This window comes from Saccharothrix hoggarensis, assembly GCF_052936025.1.
Genome location: NZ_CP193624.1, coordinates 1,792,123 through 1,809,598 on the forward strand (window position 1 = coordinate 1,792,123; position 17,476 = coordinate 1,809,598).

Below are 17,476 nucleotides of genomic sequence, written 5' to 3' on the forward strand. Positions count from 1 at the left end.
GCCGTCACGGGGTGTGGAGGCGGGCGGCGAGGCGGATCGCGTCGTGGGGCGCGGCGGCGTCGGTGTCGTTGTCGAAGTAGACGTAGACGTCGCGGTCGGTGGCCCAGCCGCGGATCTTGGCGGCCCACTCGTCCAGTTCCGCGTCCGAGTAGCTGCCGACGTACAGCGACTCGCTGCCGTGCAGCCGCACGTAGACGAAGTCGGCCGTGACGTCCTCCACGTACGTGAACGTGCCTGCCGAGTGGGAGACGACCAGCGCGATGTCGTGCGCCCGGAGGAGGTCGAAGAAGTCCGGGTCGAGGAAGGTCGGGTGGCGGACTTCCAGCGCGTGCCGGAGTGGGCGGTCGGCGTCGGTGGTCGTCCACGCCCGGTCCTCGGCCAGGCGCTCGTCGTGCCGCTCGGCGAGGTCGGCCGCGGCGGAGGTGGTGCGGGGGAGGAGGGCGAAGAACGTCTTCAGCCGTTCCGGGTTGTACGCCGTGCGGGGCGGCAGCTGCCACAGGAACGGGCCGAGCTTGTGCTCCAGCGCGAGCACGCCCGACGCGAAGAAGTTCGCCAACGGCGTCTCCACGTCGCGCAGCTGCTTCAGGTGGGTGATGAACCGGCCGCCCTTCACCGCGAACGTGAAGTCCGCCGGGGTCTGGGCGGCCCACGCCAGGTAGCTGGACGGCCGTTGCAGCGAGTAGAACGAGCCGTTCAGCTCCACCGAGCCCATCAGGCCCGAGATGTGCTCCAGCTCCCGCCGCTGCACCAGGCCCTTCGGGTAGAACGTGCCGCGCCACGCCCGGTAGACCCAGCCCGACGTGCCGATCCGGATTCTGCCCACGTCCCATTGACCTCCAGTCCACTTGATGTTGCAAGTTGGTGCCATGGACGACCACGTGATCGACGCCTACCTCGACCGCATCGGGGCCACCCGCTCCAGCACCCTCGCGGAGCTGCACAAGCGGCACCTGGCGGCGGTGCCGTTCGAGAACCTGAGCATCCACCTCGGCGAGACCGTCACGCTGGACGAGGACCTCCTGGTCGACAAGATCGTCAACCGCCGGCGTGGCGGGTTCTGCTACGAGCTCAACGGCGCGTTCGCGGCGCTGCTGCGCGCCCTGGGGCACGACGTGCGGCTGCTGTCCGCCAAGGTGTTCAACGACGGCGCCTACGGCCCGCCGTTCGACCACCTGGCGTTGCGGGTCGGCGACCTGCTCGTCGACGTCGGCTTCGGCCGGTTCAGCCTGCGGCCGCTCGACATCACCAGCCGGGACGTCCAGCACGACGCCGCCGGCGCGTTCCAGCTGGTCGACACGCCCGACGGCGACGTCGACGTGCTGTTCGACGGCGTGCCGCAGTACCGGTTCGAGACCCGGCCGCGGGAACTCGCCGAGTTCCGCGCCACCTGCTGGTACCAGCAGACGTGGCCCGAGTCGCCGTTCCGGCGCGGCACGACGTGCTCGCTGCCCACGCCGACCGGGCGGATCACCATCGCCGACCACAAGCTGATCACCACCGAGGGCGGGGAGAAGCACGTCGAGGAGCTGGACGACGACGCCCTGCTCGCCGCGTACGCCGAGCACTTCGGCATCGTGCTGGACCGCGTGCCGCGGCTCACGTGAGCAGCCGTTCGGCGAGGGCGAGGGCGTTGTGCGGGGCCGCGCCGTGCATCGTGTTGTCGAAGTACACGTACACGTCGCGGTCCACCGCCCACTCGCGGACCCGTGCGGCCCACCGGTTCAGCGCCAGGTCGGAGTACGCGCTGACGTACAGCTCGTGGTCGCCGTGCAGCCGGACGTAGACGAAGTCGGCGGTCACCTCGCACAGCTCGGGGAAGCGGCCCGCCGACTCGGCGACGACGAGCGAGACCCCGTGCCGTCCCAGGAGGTCGAGGAGGTCCGGGTCGTCCCACGTCTTGTGCCGCACCTCCAGCGCGTGCCGGACCGGCGGTCCCGGCAGCCGTTCCAGGAACGCGGCCAGCCGGTCCGGCCGCCACGGCAGCGTCGGCGGCAGCTGCCACAGGATCGGCCCGAGCTTCGCGCCGAGGTCGAGGACGCCGGAGGCGAAGAACTCGTCCACGTCGTCCCCGACGTCCCGTAATCGCTTGGTGTGGGTGATCTCGCGGTGTCCTTTGACGGCGAACACGAAGTCGTCGGGCGTGCGCTGGAACCACGACCGGTAGTCGGTCGGCTTGCGCAGCCCGTAGAACGAGCCGTTGATCTCCACCGTGTTCAGCCGTCGGGACAGGAAAGGCAACTCCAGTCGTTGCTGCAACCCGCGCGGGTAGAAATCGCCACGCCACTGGGGATACAGCCAGCCGGATGTACCGATTCTGATTTCACCCACGGTAGCGATGTTGCCCGCGTGAGTGACACCCGAAACATTCGGTCCGACTCGGGTCTAGAAACCCGCGCAGTCCAGGGCGCCGGTCACCACGCGGTCGACGCGCGCCTGTTGTGGGTCACGGGCCAGCGCCTCCGTGCACGGGCAGCGTTCCAGGTCGCTGCCGCACAGGTACACGCCGAGCACCCGCATGCTGCGCGCCGTCTGCCGCAACCGCGCCGCCCCGCGCAGCCGCACCTGCGCGTACACGGCCTTCGCCAGCTGGTACGGCACGCCGGGGCCGAGGTCGACGCACGCCTGGCTGTCCAGCTCCTCCGCGACGTGCGCGATGGGCCGGCACCCACAGGCCCGCGCCGACCGCACCAGCCGCTGGTCCAACTTCGCGACGAGCCGTCGGCCCACCTCGTCCCGCCAACCCCGGTCGGCGCGCAGGAAGGCCACCAGCTCCTCCACGCGCAGCGGGTCGGGGCGTGGACGGCGAGCGCGCGCTCTTCGTCGTTGCTGGCTCATGACACCAAGATCGGGTGTCTCACACCTTCGTGAGCACCCCTCACCCGGCTGCGTGGCGAAAGCACCCTCCCGCACTAACGCCCCACCGCACACAGCCACCACGACACCCGGCCATCAGCGCGTACGAACGTCAACGGAGGTGCTGCGGCTGCTTCCCGATGATCGAGTCACATCCGGTACGGCAACGGTCAGGTCGGTCGTCCGGGCAAGGCGCGACCGAGCTGGCCATGCGTCTCCGGGTCGGTCGAGTAGACGCACACGCCACGCATCCCTCGAGTTGTCGAGGCCGACCCCCGGCCTGCGACTCGCCGAAGGTCAGCGGGGCGAAGTTGCCGGGTAGATGTGCCGTTCGGCGTCCCTCTCCGTGTGGAAGTGGCCAACCAAGGCGTGATCGATACCGGCGGCGGCGATCTCCGACGCGGTGAACGGTGCGTGCAGCAGCTTGCCGGATTCCTGGAACGCCATACCCGCGCGCTCCGAACGTGGAAAAGTGCGAGGTTCACCCCGCGCGGGCAACGCGGAAATTTCCGACAAACCCGTCGGTGTTGGCAGGTGCACGGTAGGCGGCGCCCCATAGCGTGAGGCCGTCCGTCAATTCATGTGCTATGAAATGGTCTTCCATGAATACCTGCACGTTAGGCGTCCACGCGACCTGGTGGTAGAGGATCCTGGGTCCGTGCCAGTCGCGGTCGCCCGGGCGAGAAAGACGGGCATGTCGACGCTCTCGAACGCGTTCGCGCAAGAAATGCGCGCTATCAGGCGAGAACCGCTCGTGTTCGTACAAGTCACCGGCGCAGAGCAGGGCATCAGCCCCTCTCGGCTCGGGCGAGGGCGGTGGTACGCCGCAACGTCTCGCAATGCCAGCTGGCGTGACCGGGCCAGTGGCGGGCTGGCCGACCTGAAATACGTGTCGAGGTGGAGGTCGAAAAAGAGAAGAGGGCTCAAATTCACCTCGTGTGTGCGCGTCACGAGGACATATAGAACAGTTGCGCCCGGCCGTTACACCGGCAGCGCGGCAATGCCGGACCCGGAGCCCTATCGTGATTTTCCGGGAGTGACCACGAAGCGGTTCGGCTCGGCCAACACCATCGCCGCGCCGTCCAGGTCGGCGAGTCGCGCGGCCAGCGTCGCGCTCGCGAGCGTGTGCGGGAGTGCCTCGCTGAACTTGAGGCCCTGCAGCGCCCGCTCGTCGACGTCCGGCAGGCACAGCCGCTCAATGGCGTCGGCCAGAGCCGCTCGCCACATCTCCACGGTCACGTCCGCGCGCAGCCGAATAGACGTGTCGTCCACGCGTTGCTTTGCGTCGGTGAGTTCGGACAGCGTCGCGGCGAGTGTGGCGTTGGCTCGGTAGCCAGCCCAGGTCCACCAGCGGACATCGATGCCGTCACGAGCGACGACCGTCCCACCGGGATGTACAACGTGGCTCGCGTCCTCGCGTTCCTCAGCCAGGGCACGTTGAGCCCGCTGGGTCATCTTCACAGGTGGGTCGTTGCCCAGCAGGACATCTCGGACGGCGCGACTCAGCTCCAGCGAGGCGCCAGACAGCCCTGGGGTGTGCCAGTGCGCCTTGCCTCCGCCGGTCGCCTCCTCCACGAAGCAGCGGCGGCGTTTCCAGTCGATCCAGCCGACCTTCCAGCTTCGCCCACCCAGCAGCAGCAGACGAGGGCCCTCAACCTTCTCGGTCAGCAAGGCGGGGTCGGTGCGCCCGATCTCCCGACGCCCGTGCAGGACGGTGAACTGCGGCGGCGCGGTGAAGACCGCCGTCATGTCCATGAAGTGCCTGCGCCCGAAGCGCTGTTCCGCGGCAGGGCCGATGAACAGCATGTCGCCGTCCCGGTCGAGGAAGCCGTTGTCCACGAGGTGCCGCAGTATCGGCTCGGCGCTGCGGTCGAACGGCGCCAGACCGTTCCAGCCCTCCACCCACAGCCGATCGCCGATGCGGTTCTCCTGCAGTGCCAGTGCCAACACCTGCTGCGCGACGATGTGCCGAGGCTGGGGCGGCGCGGTGACCGGCTCGACGAAACCCCTGCTCCACAGCAGGAGTAGTCCCGCCGTCCAGGGCACTTGGTTTCGCCTGATGGCGAGGAACAGGCAGTTGCGCACCGTCCCGGCCCGGCGACCGGTCCGGCCGAGCCGTTGCAGGAATGACGCCACCGAACCGGGCGCGTTGATTTGGATGACCCGGTCCAGGTCACCCACGTCGATACCCAGCTCCAACGTGCTGGTGGACACGATCACGCAGTCGCGGGCTTCGGCGAAGGCCAGTTCTGCTTGCCGCCGCTCGTCCACGGAGAGGGACGCGTGGGAGAGGAACGTGGTGACTCCGCGGCTGCGCAGCGCCTCGCCCAGTTCCTCCACCAGCCGCCGCGAGTCGCAGAACACCAGCCGCTTCTCGCCCCGGTGGAGGGAGGAGATCACCGTGGCCGCGTTGGACACCGAGCCCACGTAATCCAGTTCGATCTCACCCACCGAGGCCGGGTTCACCGCGGCATCGGTGACGCCCGGAGCGATCACCCTGGCCGGGCGCTCGCCGCGACCGGAGCCCTGCAACCAGTTCAGCAGGTCGTGCGGGTTGCCGACCGTCGCGGACAGACCGACCCGCTGGATTCGCCGCCCGACCACGCGCGTCAGGCGCTCCAGGACGGCGAGCAGGTGCCAGCCCCGGTCATCGCCGGCGAAGGCGTGCACCTCGTCGACCACCACCGTGCGGAGACCGGCGAAGAACGTGCCGTGCTCCACCTTGACGCTGACGAGCATCGCCTCCAAGGACTCCGGCGTGGTCAGCAGGACGTCCGGAGGGTCGCGGAGGATCTTCTGCCGGGTGGACTGGCTGGTGTCGCCGTGCCACAGGCCAACCCGCCGCCCCAGCCACGCGGCATAAGCTTCCAGCCGCGGGTGGAGGTTGTTCAGCAGGGCTTTGAGCGGGCACACGTAGATGACCGACACCCCGGTCCACTTGTGCTGCTCCATCGCGCTGAGCAGCGGGAAGCACGCGGCCTCCGTCTTGCCCCCGGCAGTGGGGGCCAGCAGCACGGCGTCGTCGCCGTCCACCAGAGGTCTCACGGCCTCGGCTTGCAACGGCCGCAACGAACTCCACCCGAGCGTGTTCACGATGTGGTGCACAAGCACCGGGTGCAGGCCGTCGAGGCCGGTGGTCACGGCAGGTCCAGCTCGACGTCGTCGGCGGAGCGCGCCGCCGCGTTCCGCTCGACTTCCGTCAGTTCGGACTGCGTCAGGGTGAGGGCGTAGTGCTTGCGCGGGTCGAAGTCGTCGTGCTCGTCCACGCGGTCCAGCACGTCGGCGACCAGCTTGCGCAGGAAGATCCGCGGTGCCACGCCCACCTGGCCGCCCAGGCCACCGGTGACCGCGTCGGCGAGCTGGGCGATGTAGGAGTTATCCACCACGGATGACACCCGGCCGGGGTCGCGAGCGACCTCCGCGTACAGGTCGCGCACCACTCGTCCCAGCGCGCCCAGCTTGACCAGGTCGAAGCCCGGCAGCCGGAGCTGCACGGCCCGAGGCGAGTCGAACCGGGGCTCGGTGGTGAAGTCCGTGGCGAGGCGCTGCGCCAACGGAGGCAGCCGCTGCACGCCCTGCTGGCCGTCGAAGAACGCGGGCGTCCCCGTGATCACCAGGAACAGTCCGGGGAAGCGGCCCGCGTCGATCTCGTCCAGCAGTTGCCGCAGGGCGTTGAGCCCCTTCTCCCGCACGTCGCCGCGCACCCGTTGCAGCGTCTCGATCTCGTCCAGCACCAGTAGCAGTCCGGGGTGCCCGCTGTCCCGCAACACGGTCAGCAACCCTTGCAGGAAGCCCAGCGCGCCGAAGTGGTCGAGGTCACCGCGCACGTTGGCCGCGCGCCGCGCCGACGCGGCGACCGACTTCTGCCCGCCCAACCACGCCAGCAGCGCTTCCGCCGTAGCGGCGTCGCCGCCGACGCGAGCCTGCCGGTAGCCGCGCAGAGCGGCGGCGAAGGCGGGTGTCGTTCGCGCCACCTCGGCGAGTCGCTGCTCCAACAGCACGTCCACTGCCGCAGACAACGCCTGCTCGTCGTCCTCGGCCACCTCGCCGCCGTCGAGGACTTCCTCCTCCAACGTGTAGAACCACGAGTCGACCACCGGTCCGAGGGCGCTCGGCCGGTGCGTCGCGGTGCTGAGCCGCTCCGTCAGCCGCCGGTACACGGTTTCCAGCCGGTGCAGGGGCGTCTCGGCCTCGGAGATCTGCACCTCGGTGGCTGCAAGCCCGGCGCGCTTGGCGCGTTCGGCGAGCCAGCGCGCGAAGAACGTCTTGCCCGAGCCGTACTCGCCGCGCACGGCGTGAAACGCCGCACCGCCCTTGGCGACGGTGGCGATGTCGTCGTCCATCGCCACCACGAACCGCTCCAGGCCCACGGCGAACAGGTCCAGCCCGGCTTGGGGCACGGTGCCGCGCCGCAGGGCGGCGATCACCTCCCGGCGGCGGGCCTGGCTGATCATCGACGTCATGGCTTCCTCACCCCGAACTGCTCGCGCAAGAGGTCGACGTCGAGCTTCAACGTCCGCCCGCCGTCGATCGGGGTCAGCACCGGGTAGCCCTCGACGTTGAGCAGGCGTTGCAGGATGCTCACCAGGAACTCGGGGCTGCGACCGGCCCGCCCGGCAGCGGCTGCGACGGCGACGACCGATCGAGTGCCGCCACCCTCTACCAGCACGTCGATCACGGCCGCCATCTGGGGCTTCTGGATGCCCTTGGGCACGAACTCCTTCTGCGCCTCGTAGACCTTCGTGTCCACGACCTGGGCGCCCAGCGACGTGCTGGGTGCCGCGAACAGCGGTTCGGGCGCAGGCGCGGCCGGAGCCTTGGACGTCTTCCGACGCGGTTGCGGGGCAGGTGCCACAGCCTCGGTCCGACGACCCCACCACTGCGGCGTGACGTCTTCCGGCGACAGCATCCGCCATCCCGAAGGCAGTGCTTGATCCGCGGCAGGCAGCAGCACCAGCACCGGAACGGTCATCTCGGCCAGGGCCGCTCCGCCGTGGTACCCGGCTCGGCGTTGCAGGTAGCGGATGTCCTCCCGCCACGGGACGACCACCCGCCCACCGCCCGCGAGCACGCGCGGCCCGGCCAGTTCGACCTCACCGTCCTCCGCCGTCCCGAGCCGCCAGCGCACCGACTCGACACCGGCCGCCCCGGTCGGAGTACGGCCGTCGGTGGACCGGTCGAGCACGTGCCCGTGATCGGACACGAGGACCACCGGTCGCCCGTAGGCCCGTGCGGCGTCGAGGAGTTCCCGCAGGTAGGTCACGTCCTCCAAGCGCCAGCCGGTGCGGTTGCCCTCACGGCCGTGGTCGAGCGCGTCGTCGATGGTGTTGAGCACGACGGCGACCACATCGTCCCCGGCCAGCGCAGTCACCAGCGGTTCCGACAGCCGCTGTCCGGCGTGCCCGCCGATCTCGCTCTTGTGGAACAGCGCCGCCTGGCGGTGGCGCCGACGCCAGAACGCGGCGAACCCGTCGCGCTCGACACCCTGCGCACCCGCCGTGGGCGATCCCGTGAGGAGGGCGGCCCGGCTGACGGTGGTCACGGACGGGATCGCCGCGACCGCCCCGAGGCGCCCGCCGTGTTCCAGCGACGCCTCGTGCCAGCCCCGCTCGGCGAGCTGCTCACCGAGTTCGACCGCGACCGCGCTGCTCATCCCGTCCAGCACGAGCACCAGCGGCGCGTGCTCCTTGGCCAGCGGCGCGACGACACGCTCCAGCACGTCCTCGACCAACAAGCATCCGGCCGGGTTGAGCGTGGACGCGGTCGTGGTCCACGCCGCCAGCCGCCGCGCGAACGCCTCGTCCAACCGGTCCCGCCGTTCTCGAACCGCGTCGTGGACCTTCCGGTACGCCTGCCCCAGCACAGGGTCGTGGACCTCGTCGCCTGCCCACAGCACGGCGAGCGCCCGGTCCACCCAGCCCCACTCGCCGAGGTGGGCACGGATCGCGCCGGCGACGGAGTCGACCTGCGGCTCGGGCTGCCCGAGCCAGCGGACCAGCCGAACGGCCATCGACGCGGTGGACGTCTGCGCGGGGAACAGTTTCGCCAGCGCGTGCGCCTCCACGTCCCGCAGCGCCTTCTCGGCGGCGTCGTCGCGGTGTCGGGACAAGGCGGTCCCCAACGCCCGCAAGCGTGAGCGGAAGCCACTGCGCAGGTAGCGGTTCCCGGCGAGCGCCTCGGTCAGCTCCGCGGACTCGGCCAGCTCGTCGGCCCGCGTCACGACGTCCAGCACCCGCCGCCGCGCGGCTTCACCACCGGCCTGGACCTCGGTGAGCCAGCGGTCCAGCGTGCCCGCGACCGCGTCGACGAACGCGGGCAGCTGGTTGCCCTTCGGCCGCACGCCCAGCAGCCCGCCGAAAGCGACGGCGATCTCACCGGCCACACCCCTGCTGGTGGCGACCGAGCCGAGGATCCCCAACGCCATCGCGTCGTCCGCGCGTCCCGCCGAGGCGAGGTCCATCAACACCGCGGCGGCGTCGCCGACGTTCTCCTCCAGCCAGGACACCAGGCCCTTGCGCTCCGCCTCCGGCAACGTGGCGAATCCGGCGGCAGCGGGCGTGCGGGACCAGGCGAGCAGGGCGGCGGCGTCGATGCCGCCTTCGGTCAGCTCGGCGCCGCCCAGCCGTGCGCCGATCAGCGCCCGCACGGCGGCGTCCCTGGTCAGCACCGTCCCCGAACGACGCCAGCCGCCGGTGGGCTCGGCTTCGAGCAACGCGTCCACCAGCCACGGCTCGCGGCGGATGCGCGGGTCCACGTCCTTCGCGCCGAACCGCTGCTTGATGATCTCCGCCCGGTCCACCGTCTGCGTGGCCTTGCCGACGGCGTGGGCACGCAGGTCCCAGCCGAGCTGCCGGTCGTCCACCACGGTGGTCACCACCAGCACGTCCTCACCGCCGGTCGACTGGTGGGCCTGCCACGCTTCCACGATGCCGAGCACCGACGGCTGGTCGGTGACGGTGATCCGCCTGGGCTTGCCGCCGATGGTCATCTTGAACTCGGTCGGCGACGGCCCGTCGAAGCGGCCGTGCACGAGCAGCAGCCGCCGGTCGCGCGGATCGGGGAGGTGGGCCTCCAGCAGCGTCTCCACGATCCGCCGGTTCACCTGGGGGGCAACGGCCATCAGGACCCGCTCTCCGGTTCGACGACGCGCAGCGTGATCTCGATCTCCGCGCCGGGGTGCTGCCGGGCGTAGTCGGCGACCTCGCGCCGCATCTCCTCGACCAGCCTGACCAGCTCGGCCTCCACCGCGGTGGACGCGACCCGGCGCGTGGTCCGTGACGCGCGCGGACCGGGCGGAGGAGTGGGAGGCACGGGTTCGGACACGACCGGCCCGGACCCACTGGTGTCGCCGGAGCCCGACACAGGTGGGGTGCCGGTGTCCGTGAGGCTGATGCCACCAGCGCCACCGGCCGGTGGCGTCGGGTTCGGAGCCGGTGGGACGGGCGGCGGCGCAGGCGTGTTTCGCGCCGCCTCCTTCATCACCGCGACGGCCCGCGACTGGACCGACCCCAGCACCGGCACCAGGTCCCGGACGAGCTGGTCGGCCTCGGCGGCCTGCCGCACGTCGTCCACCAGGCGCGACGCCATCTCTCCCGCGCTGTCCGGACGCCCGGCGAACTCGCGCGCGGAGGCCAGCAGCGACCAGTCCACGCCGTCCAACGCGGCCAACACCTCAGGTGCCGAGGTCAGAGCGCGGCCCATCACCTGGTCGGTCGCCTCGTAGTTCACACCCGCCAGGGCGCGCAGGAACTTCGTCGGCTCCTGCTCGCCGGACAGGTCGGCCAGCACCTCCTCCGCGTCCCGCGCCGTCTTCGCACGTCCCTGCGCGGGGTCGACGCCCAGTTCCGCCGCGTGCTTCCGCAGCGACTTGTGCACGCCACCAACGGCGGACTCCAGCTCGACGACCTTCTCCCGCACCATGTCCGCCAGCTTGGTCACGTTGCGGGCGAACCGCGCGTCCGGCACGTGCACGCCGAACAGCGCGCCCGCCTTCTCCCTCGCCGCCGCGAACTCGTCGGGCGTCGGCAGCTCCTGCGCCCGCAGGCTGAAGCCGGGGCCGATGCGCTCCAGCTCCGGCGGGTCGGTCGGGCCGCCGTTGTAGAGCCAGGCGCGGTCGGACAGCAACGCGTAGGTGGCGATGATCAGGTTCGCGACCGGCTTATCCAGTCCCGTCCAGCCCATCGCGGCGATCCAGGAGCGGATCTTCTCCACGTCGAAGTCACCGGTCACGCCCTCGCGGGCGGCGTGCTGCTCGATCCGCTTGCGCCACTCCGTGGACAGGTTCAGCGGCCCGTCGCTGACCTCGCCCAGCTCCAGCGGGTGCGCGATCTTCCGGACCAGCGGGAGGTCCTTGCGGTCCACCACGACGCGCTGGTTGCCGCCCTCCTGTGCTGCGGTGACCCACTTCAGCACGGTCCGCAGCTCGCCCGTGGTCACCGGCTTGCGGCTGCGGGTCACGTCGAAGTCCGGGTGCTTCGGGTACAGCACGTCGAAGGCGCTGTCGGCCAACGCCAGGAGGTTGTACTCGAAGGCCGCGCCGCCGTGCAGGCGCGGCTTGTGCGACGGCAGCAGGGACAGCACGTGCCCGTCCTCGCCGACCTCCGCGCCGATGGTGCCCTCGTCACCGCCGGAGATGCCGTAGAGCTGCTGCAGTGCTGCCCTGAGCTGCGTGGTGAGGTTGTCCTTCTGCGCCTGCAACTGGTGTCGCACGCGAATCCGGTCGTCGGTGGACAGGTTCGCCGCGTGGTCGTCCAGGCGGTCCCGCTCCAACAAGTAGTTGATCTTCAGTAAACGGCCGAGCTGCCCGGACTTCTGGCTGGACAGGAAGTGCGGCAACCACACCACGGTGGCCGCTTCGGTGCCCTCGCGCTTGAGCTTCTGCACCCGCCGCGCGTCGTCCACCGGCGGTGCGCCTGCCGCGTCGAACGGGTAGTCGAGCACGAACCGCACCCGGCCGTCGACGCTCGGCGTGAACTGGACGTCGGGCAGGTCGGAGTGGTCGCGCACGTTGCCGAACACGAACTCCGCGACCCGCCGTGTGCCCCGCCAGACGACCTCGCGCTCTGACACGAACTCCTGCGAGTCCTTGACCCCGAGCGCCTGCCACAGCTGGTCCTTGATCCACACCCGCCTGGCGCCGAGGCTGTCCTGCTCGCCGACCTTCTCCAGCAGCGGCTCGATGTCGAGGTCGGACAGGTGCAGGCTGAACACCGGGTCCTCGTCGCCCTCGGAGCGCAGCTCGCCGAACTCCGCCTGCAACGCCCGCAGCCGCTGCACCACGACTGACGCGGGCGTGCCCACCCGGGACCGGATCGACCCGTGGTTCAGCGCGGCCAGCCGTGCGCCGGTCAGCCGGGTCAACGCCGACACGGCGGGTGCGAGCGAGGCCAGCAGCAGCGTCTTGACCAGCCGGTCGTCCTGCACGAACCGGGCGTCACCCTCGCTGCCGTACTTCTCCAGCAGGTGCGCGCGGACCTTCGAGTGGAAGCGGTGGGCAGCGTCCGCCTCGCGCTTGAGCTTGTCGGTGAACGCCTCGCCGGTGCCGTCGGACAGCACGTCCCACAGGTCGCCGAGCGGGATCAGCTCGCCCAGCTTCATGTCCGCGCGACGGCGGCGCAGCATCTCCTGCAGCAACTTCAGACCCGTGCGCTCCCTCTGCAACGCGCCCGACAGCGTCACCAGCACGTTGAGCAGCGCGGGGGAGAGCGGGTAGACGTCGCGGAACTCGGCCCACGTCGCACCGGTCACGCCACCCGAGTCCAGCAGCACGTCCCGCGACAGCGCGTTGGCCGACTCGATCGTCGCGAACGCCTCGTCCAACGCCGTCCGCGCTTGCGGCGATGTCGGCTTGAGGACGCGTTCCTTGATGATCGCCGGGAGGTTGCGGTCCTCCAGTTCCACCACGTCGAACCGACCGGCGAGGTAGTTGACCTGCGCTTCGAGGTTCTTCATCTCCGCGCCGGTGACGTCCTCGCCGACCAGCTTCGACAGGTCGCGCTGGCGGGAGATGAACGACACGATCGGCAGCACCCGGTCCGCGTCGCCGGACTCGATCAGCTTCACCAGCTTGCTGACCTGGTTGTTGACGAACCTCTGGTCCTTCATGTTCGCCTGCAACCACAGGATCATCTCGTCCAGGAACAGGATGAGCCCGTCGTAGCCCAGGTCGCGCGCGTGCCGGCTGATCACCGCCAGCCCGTTCTCCAGCGGGATGAACGCCTGCTGATCACCGCTCGCGCCACGCGTGTAGGAGGACATTGGGCCCGACAGCAGCGCCGACTCCAGCGCGCTGCGCAGCGTGTCGCCCTGCGGCGCGGCGAACGCCTGGTCCAGCTTCGCGGTCGTCCAGGTCGACACGGAGTCGATGGGGTCCAGGTCGTCCTCGTCGCCGGACTCCTGCGGCGTGCCGCTCTCCAACCACTGCGCGAACTTGCCGTCATCGGCTAGGAACTCCCGCTGCCGCCGTGCGTCGGCCAGCATCGCGTCCGACCGGTACACCGCGGGCGTCGGCTTGTCCGGGTGTAGCTTCCGCGTGGTAGCCACGTACCCGCCGAGGATGGCCGAGTCGATGTCGGCGGCGCCCACCAGGTGGTAGGGCACCATCAGGAACTTCTTGCCGCCCAACCAGTCGTCGTTCTCGGCGATCACCGGCTGGAGGCCGGTCTTCTGGCGTACGGACGGCTCGTTGTGGAGCACGGCGTGCAGCACGGTCAGGAAGTGGCTCTTACCGGAGCCGAACGACCCGTGCAGGTAGGCGGCGTGGGAGTTCCCGTCGCGCACCGCGGCCCGCACCACCGAGAGGGCCTTGCGGAACGCCGCCTGGAGCTGGTCGGTCACCACGTACTCGGAGACCCGGGCGTCCGTCTCGGTGAACCCACCGGACAGCTCGACCTTGAAGTCGCCCGCGTGCACCGACTCGGGGATGTGGATGACGTCCCGCAGGTACATCTCTGCCGTGCTCACAGCTGATCAGTCCTTCTTCGCCGCGCGTCGTCCCCGCGTGGGCGCGGCCGGTCGCCACGCGCGCAGGTCGTCTTCGGTGAGCTGGTGCTTGGCCCGTTGCTCGGTCAGGTAGGCGTCGTACTCGTCCGCCGGGACGCCGCCCCACTCATCGTCGTACTCACCGTGCCACTGCTTGACCCAGGGCAGCACTTCGAGCAGGCCGGCGAGCAGCGGGGTGAGCCGTTCGGCGGACCAGCCGGACTGCTCGGTGCGGTCGTTGACCGTGTTGACCAGCGCTTGGGCCTGGTCCTTGTGGTCCCAGCCGGCCCAGCCGAGCAGGAGCGTCGGGTCCGCGTCAGGGCTCGCGTCCGGGTAGGAGATGAAGCGCTCCTTGGGGACGTCGAGCTTGCCGCGCTGGGACCAGTAGCTGGTCTTGCGGAAGTCGCCGCTGCCGTACTTCGGGGGCACCGGGATGTCCAGGCGCTTGCCGGTGCGGTCCTCTTCGCGCTGCAGCTCCCAGACCTCCTCCCACTGCTCGCGCTTGCGCAGACCGGAGTCCTTGTAGCGGAGGGCGGCGAGGTAGGGGACGTGCTGGTCGGCGATGACCTGTTCGAGGATCTGGGCCAGGGTGAGGTCGCGCTTTTTCAGGTGGTCGGTCGCGTAGAGCTGGGCGACGGAGTTCATGTCGGCGTCGTCGCGGAACTGGTCGGCGAGCTGGCTGATGGTAAGCGTGCGAGGGTGCTTCATGCCATCGCGCAGGGCGAACCAAAGTTCGGGCTTCTCGCAGCGGTCCAGCAGCCAGTTGCACAAGGCTTCAGCTTCCCGCCTTTCCCATGGCTCCGTCGTCCAACGGCGTTTGTATTCCGGCCGTTCGATCAAGGCAATATCGCGCCGCCCGGCAATCGTATCGATACGCGCTTGCACAATCTCCTTGTACCATTGTGGCCAACGGTCCGGAATCTCAAGGGTCGGTGTAGAGCCGTGTCTCGTGAACCAGGTGGTCTCTACCTCGCCGGCCACTGCCTTACGTGCGAGCACGATCTCAAAAGCCCGCTCGCCAAGATTGATCTCCGGAATCGACTTCAAATCGCTTGCCGTGAGCTTCGAGGTGTCGCGATTATCGAGTAGGTTGAAAGACCCGTAGACCTTCCAGTCCAACTCCTCCTGCAGGGCAATCATTAGATTTCGGATACGCCCATGCTCTATCCGGGCGGAATCGAGAAGATGGCGTGTTGGAGTTAGTGAAGACGCGACGGCAGACGGCTCCTGTTCGGCAAGCTGCTGAGCTAGGTGGTCCAAACGTTGACCCAGGTCGAGTGGCAACTGCCCTGGTAGCGGAAATTCTCGAAGTTTAGTTCCAGTAAATTCGAATGTGTTCTTCCACGCTTCGCTGCCCATTGTGGCATAGCCGGCGTCCACCCTGGCTCCGCCGCCTTCGCCTTTGTTGTGACTGACCTGCTTTAGCCAAAAACATGCCGTCGACGAGTTGAGTAGCCCTAGCAGTTCGAGATGTTCGTTTTCGCTCGCTTCATCTGGCAATTTGATTATTGGTGCAGACTGCTTGAATATCTTGCCTCCGCGGTCCAGTGTGAAGTGGTTGTGGGTCGTAACGAACGAGAAGGCGATGGAATATGGATTTGAGTAGCGACTGGCAAAGAACATTGAATACTCGAACCATTCGAGTCCTCGCTGAAGCTGAGTGCTCCCATACGCGACTCGATTTCGCAGGATTGTTCTATGTGGCCAGAGGAGTACTTCGACCGGTGCGGATCTGCACGGCGAAAGCGTGATTGGATCATAAGGCCACAATGACATGACTGGCTCAGTGATCAAATAATCCCTGATCACCTCGCCTTCTACGATGGCTCGTTGGTGACTTGCATCGACGTTCGCCCTTCGAAGAGCCCCTTCGCCAAGCATGTAGGCGTTATCTTCGCGAGTAACGGCACCGAACCCGATCTCCGAAACTCGACTGGAGAGCTTCTGGGGCGCTGCAAGAGAGAGAGCTTCCGATAGCTCGCTTGCTCCGCCTCCGCTAATGCTCCAGGGGTGTTGTGTGAAACGGTGCGAGTCGAGATCGGCGACCGAAATCCAGGGGGACTCACTTCCAGGCTTTGTGACTTGCGTGATAATGGCCGACCAAACTGCACCGTGAGCTGGATTTTGTGGTGAAGAAGGTTCACCTTGAATTCCCAGTACGGAGCGCACCCGATCAGAACTGCGGTAGGGCTGGTTGCGGCCAACGAGAATGACTGTGGGCGTCCCGTGACCGGGAATGTATGCGCCTGAACTGTCGATTACATGCGTGAGCCGAACGCTCGGCAAGAAGTGCTCAATGAGTCGTTTGCCGAACTCACGTTTCATGAAAGAGTTTGCGGTAATTTGGCCAACGTAACCAGAGTTGCGCTCGGGATCATGTGCTCGGACCGCCAAGTTGAACAGTCGCTGGGCGAACGGCACCGAGAGTGCGTATGCTCCGGAGCAGGCGTCGTAGCCGCGTCGGTAATTCTCGTTCTCTTGTTTGTCTTTTGGGGTAATGTAGGGCGGATTGCCGACTACCACATGGTAACTGGACTTACCGAGCAGGTCGACTGAATGGTAATCGGTGACATTTTCTGTGCGATACGTGTACGCCTCAGTCGGTTCAAACAGGTTTCCCTGAACGCCTGGTGCGCCGCGGCCGTGGAGCAGTGAGTCTCCAACGGCGACGTTGATGGGAAAAGTTGACGCCCTGTTAAGCGGAGGTTTACCGGCTGCACGCAAGGCTGCGATGAGTAGACGGAAACGCGCGATCGACGCGGCGAACGGATTCTTATCGCAACCGTGCACCGAGTCCAGCGCCAAGGAGATCAGCTTCCAGTTGTCGGACGCAGGTTCAGTGGCACGCCATTTTGCGAGCAACCGGTGGAAGATGCCCAGTAGGAAGTGGCCAGACCCGCAAGCGGGGTCGATGGTGCGTAGACCTCTGAGGCCGAATTCCTCGACTGCTGGCTCCAGTGTCAGCTCAAGGATGAACTCCTCCACGAACTCCGGGGTCTGCAATAGTGCGTACGTCTTGCGCGCGTGCTCCGACAGGTCCTGGTAGAGATCGCCGAGGAAGCGGGTGTCCCAGTCGTCGTCGGTGAAGTCGTAGCGGATCTCGCCATCGTCGCCGCGTCGTCGCCAGAAGATCAGCAGCGCTGTGGCTTGCTCGAACGACGGCGTGATCTCCCACAGCGGGTTGTACCGCTTGTCGAACAGACCTTCGACGGTCTTGTGCGACGACGCCAGGTAGTCAAACGCTGCGACGATCCAGTCACGGTCGTTCTTTTCCGGGTGTTCTTTGAAGAACGCCTCGTGCCGCTCGACCGCGTCGGCCAGCCGATCGCCCGGCCCGGCGATGAACGGCCACTCGATCAGGCCGTTGTCCTCGCAGAACCGCACGAACACCGTGCCCAGCACCCACGCCACCGCGACCTGCGTGACACGCTCGTCCCGCCACGCCCCATACGTCGCCGCAGTGCGCTCAGCCTTGCGCGCCTCGTCGTACTCCGTCTTCAGCGCACTGGCGAAAGGCTCCTCGTCACTGCGCTCCCGCAGGTCGTCCTCCAGCGCAGCGACCTGCTTGCGCAGGTCCTTCACCAGCTCGGCGTGGTCAAACCCGCGAGTCGTCAAAGCTGCGTTCTCCTCCACAGACACACCC

The 17,476-nt window shown here is 68.2% G+C and carries 10 protein-coding genes; 1 reads left to right on the plus strand and 9 read right to left on the minus strand.

The features are described from left to right. Positions 1-4: 4 nt before the first annotated feature. Positions 5-868 (minus strand): DUF72 domain-containing protein, encoded by an 864-nt coding sequence (locus tag ACRAKH_RS08790; RefSeq protein ID WP_380720013.1) that lies wholly within the window; start codon positions 866-868, stop codon positions 5-7. Between ACRAKH_RS08790 and ACRAKH_RS08795 the strand changes: the two genes are divergently transcribed. Then, entirely contained in the window at positions 867-1,604 is a 738-nt protein-coding gene (locus tag ACRAKH_RS08795; protein ID WP_380720011.1) for an arylamine N-acetyltransferase family protein, read from the plus strand. The genes ACRAKH_RS08790 and ACRAKH_RS08795 overlap by 2 nt on opposite strands. On the opposite strand, the gene ACRAKH_RS08800 is transcribed toward ACRAKH_RS08795, so the two are convergent. From ACRAKH_RS08800 to pglX, 8 genes are all read right to left on the minus strand, one after another. Continuing rightward, complete coding sequence (locus ACRAKH_RS08800) at positions 1,597-2,337, minus strand: DUF72 domain-containing protein (RefSeq protein ID WP_380720041.1); 741 nt, start codon at positions 2,335-2,337, stop codon at positions 1,597-1,599. The two genes, ACRAKH_RS08795 and ACRAKH_RS08800, sit on opposite strands and share 8 nt — an antisense overlap. Before the next feature lie 45 nt (positions 2,338-2,382). After that, positions 2,383-2,835, minus strand: coding sequence for a hypothetical protein (locus ACRAKH_RS08805; protein WP_380720008.1), 453 nt, complete (start codon positions 2,833-2,835; stop codon positions 2,383-2,385). Positions 2,836-3,150: 315 nt separating this feature from the next. After that, positions 3,151-3,300, minus strand: a complete 150-nt coding sequence (locus ACRAKH_RS08810; RefSeq protein WP_380720006.1) for a hypothetical protein — start codon at positions 3,298-3,300, stop codon at positions 3,151-3,153. Between the two features lie 570 nt (positions 3,301-3,870). Further along, a complete protein-coding gene (locus tag ACRAKH_RS08815) occupies positions 3,871-5,994 on the minus strand; it encodes a DEAD/DEAH box helicase (protein WP_380720004.1) in 2,124 nt (707 codons plus the stop codon). Then, on the minus strand, positions 5,991-7,316 hold the full coding sequence (brxD, locus tag ACRAKH_RS08820; protein ID WP_380720001.1) for a BREX system ATP-binding protein BrxD: 1,326 nt from the start codon (positions 7,314-7,316) through the stop codon (positions 5,991-5,993). The genes ACRAKH_RS08815 and brxD overlap by 4 nt, the downstream gene beginning before the upstream one ends. After that, a complete protein-coding gene (pglZ, locus tag ACRAKH_RS08825) occupies positions 7,313-9,973 on the minus strand; it encodes a BREX-2 system phosphatase PglZ (protein WP_380719999.1) in 2,661 nt (886 codons plus the stop codon). Before pglZ ends, brxD begins: the two co-directional genes overlap by 4 nt. Next, positions 9,973-13,815 carry a PglY protein gene (locus ACRAKH_RS08830; RefSeq protein ID WP_380719997.1) on the minus strand — a complete coding sequence of 1,281 codons (3,843 nt, stop codon included), beginning with the start codon at positions 13,813-13,815 and terminating at the stop codon, positions 9,973-9,975. Before ACRAKH_RS08830 ends, pglZ begins: the two co-directional genes overlap by 1 nt. Before the next feature lie 6 nt (positions 13,816-13,821). Beyond that, the gene (pglX, locus tag ACRAKH_RS08835) at positions 13,822-17,466 is read right to left on the minus strand and encodes a BREX-2 system adenine-specific DNA-methyltransferase PglX (RefSeq protein ID WP_380719995.1); all 3,645 of its coding nucleotides are present in this window, start codon (positions 17,464-17,466) and stop codon (positions 13,822-13,824) included. Positions 17,467-17,476: the final 10 nt, after the last annotated feature.

What these genes read in the sequence shown, in the direction of transcription:
- ACRAKH_RS08795 (WP_380720011.1), top strand. Translation starts at nt 867, where the DNA reads ATGGACGACCACGTGATCGACGCCTACCTCGACCGCATCGGGGCCACC.
- ACRAKH_RS08790 (WP_380720013.1), bottom strand. Translation starts at nt 868, where the DNA reads ATGGCACCAACTTGCAACATCAAGTGGACTGGAGGTCAATGGGACGTG.
- ACRAKH_RS08805 (WP_380720008.1), bottom strand. Translation starts at nt 2,835, where the DNA reads ATGAGCCAGCAACGACGAAGAGCGCGCGCTCGCCGTCCACGCCCCGAC.
- ACRAKH_RS08810 (WP_380720006.1), bottom strand. Translation starts at nt 3,300, where the DNA reads ATGGCGTTCCAGGAATCCGGCAAGCTGCTGCACGCACCGTTCACCGCG.
- brxD (WP_380720001.1), bottom strand. Translation starts at nt 7,316, where the DNA reads ATGACGTCGATGATCAGCCAGGCCCGCCGCCGGGAGGTGATCGCCGCC.
- pglZ (WP_380719999.1), bottom strand. Translation starts at nt 9,973, where the DNA reads ATGGCCGTTGCCCCCCAGGTGAACCGGCGGATCGTGGAGACGCTGCTG.